Source organism: Streptomyces sp. rh34 (genome assembly GCF_002551245.1).
Classification (GTDB): Bacteria; Actinomycetota; Actinomycetes; order Streptomycetales; family Streptomycetaceae; genus Streptomyces.
Genome location: NZ_NTGZ01000512.1, coordinates 1 through 1,701 on the forward strand (window position 1 = coordinate 1; position 1,701 = coordinate 1,701).

Sequence of the window (1,701 nt, forward strand, 5' to 3'; positions counted from 1 at the left end):
GCCTCGCGGCGGGCGAAGAGCACGGCCAGGCCGCCGAGGAGGCCGATGGCCTCCAGCTTCTGCCCGGCGGTGCCCGGCGCGGGGGCCAGGATCCCGAGCGCGTGGTCGAGGTAGTCGATCGCGTGCGGGCCCAGCACCTCGCCGCGCCGGTCGTTCAGGTCGGCCAGCCACGGGTGCCGGACGTGCGCGGCCCTGGACTGGAGGGCCAGGCCGACGAGGTCGTCCAGCCAGTCGGCGCCGGGGGCCCCGGAGAGGTCGAGTTCGCCCGCGACCGCGTCCGCCATGAGGTCCAGCAGCTCGTCCCGGCTGCCCACGTAGCGGTAGAGCGAGGCGGGCCCCGTGCCCAGCCGCTGCGCGAGCGCGCGCATCGACACGGCCGCCAGCCCCTCCGCGTCGGCGAGCGCGAGGGCGGCCGCCGTGATCTGGGTGCGGCTCCGTTCGGGTGCGGGTCCGCGCGCGCCCCGATCGGGGCGCGACCAGACAGTCGTCGGCCGGGTCTCGCGATCGGCCACGGTCCGTCACCTTCCCTTCAGGTCCCCGTCCGGGGTCCGGAATGGCTGTAGTCTAATACCGCGAACACCGTTCGCAGTAATTTCGTCCACCGGAGGAGCCCGCCATGACCTGGACCGAACGCCGCTTCGCCCGCAACGGTGCGGTCGAGCTCGCCCACGACCGGCTCCGGGAGGGCATGGACGGCGAACCGCTGCTCCTGGTGATGGGGCTGGCGGTCTCCCGGCACTGGTGGCCCGGGGAGCTGTGCGCGGCCTTCGCCGACGCCGGATTCGCCGTCGCCCGCTACGACCAGCGGGACGCGGGCGAGTCCACCCGGCTGCCCAGGCGCGCCGCTCGGGGCAACCCCTTCGCCGCCCTGGCCGCCGGCCGCGGCGCGGCCTACACCGCCGAGGACATGGCCGACGACGCCGTCGCCGTCATGGACGCGCTCGGCTGGGATTCTGCGCACATCTTCGGGCAGTCACTGGGCGGCGTCGTCGCCCAGCGCGTCGCCCTGCGCCACCCGGGCCGGGTGCGCACGCTCACCTCGTCCGCCGCGCTCCCCAGCGACGTCGGCGGGCTGAAGGCCTTCCGTCATCTGCGGCTCGGCACGCTCGCGAAGTTCGCCCGCATCAAGCCCGCCCGGGACCGGGAGGGACGGATCGCGGCCGGGCTCGCGGTCGCGCGGATCTGCGCCTCGCCCGGCTACCCGTTCGACGAGGCGGAGGCCCTGGAGCGCATCACCGCCGACGTGGACACCGGCATCGCCGACCCGGACGCCCAGTCCCGCCAGATCGGAGCTCCCTGGCACGGCCGCTCCCTGGCCGAACTGCGGGTCCCCGCGCTGGTGCTGCACGGCACGGACGACCCGTTGCTCAAGCCTTCCGCCGGCCGGGCCACCGCCGCCGCGATCCGCGACGCCCGGCTCGTCCTCCAACCGGGCGTCGGCCACGAAATCCCGCGCGAGCGGCACACCGCGGTCGCCGCCGAGGTGCGGGCCCTCGCGGACCGGGCCGCCCGGGTCGCCGGCCGCGGGTAGCGCCCGTTCCCCGGGGCGACGGCCGTGTAACGGCCCTCCCCGGGTCAGGCGGCCAGCAGCACGCCGCCCATCGGGCCCGACGGGTGCATCGCTCCGGCCGGACCCGCCGGACCCGCCGGGCCCGCCGGGCCGGTCGACCGCACGGACCGGTGCTGTCTCTTATACACATC

2 protein-coding genes are annotated in these 1,701 nt (G+C 76.2%); one reads left to right on the forward strand and one right to left on the reverse strand.

Features of this window, described 5'->3' with window-relative positions; genetic code table 11:
* Positions 1-512: TetR/AcrR family transcriptional regulator (locus tag CR470_RS37795; RefSeq protein ID WP_107489553.1), on the reverse strand; the 512-nt coding region annotated here is incomplete at its 3' end.
* Positions 513-616: 104 nt separating this feature from the next.
* Here CR470_RS37795 and CR470_RS37800 point away from each other — a divergent pair.
* Positions 617-1,531 carry an alpha/beta fold hydrolase gene (locus CR470_RS37800; RefSeq protein WP_097872274.1) on the forward strand — a complete coding sequence of 305 codons (915 nt, stop codon included), beginning with the start codon at positions 617-619 and terminating at the stop codon, positions 1,529-1,531.
* The last annotated feature ends 170 nt before the right edge of the window (positions 1,532-1,701 follow it).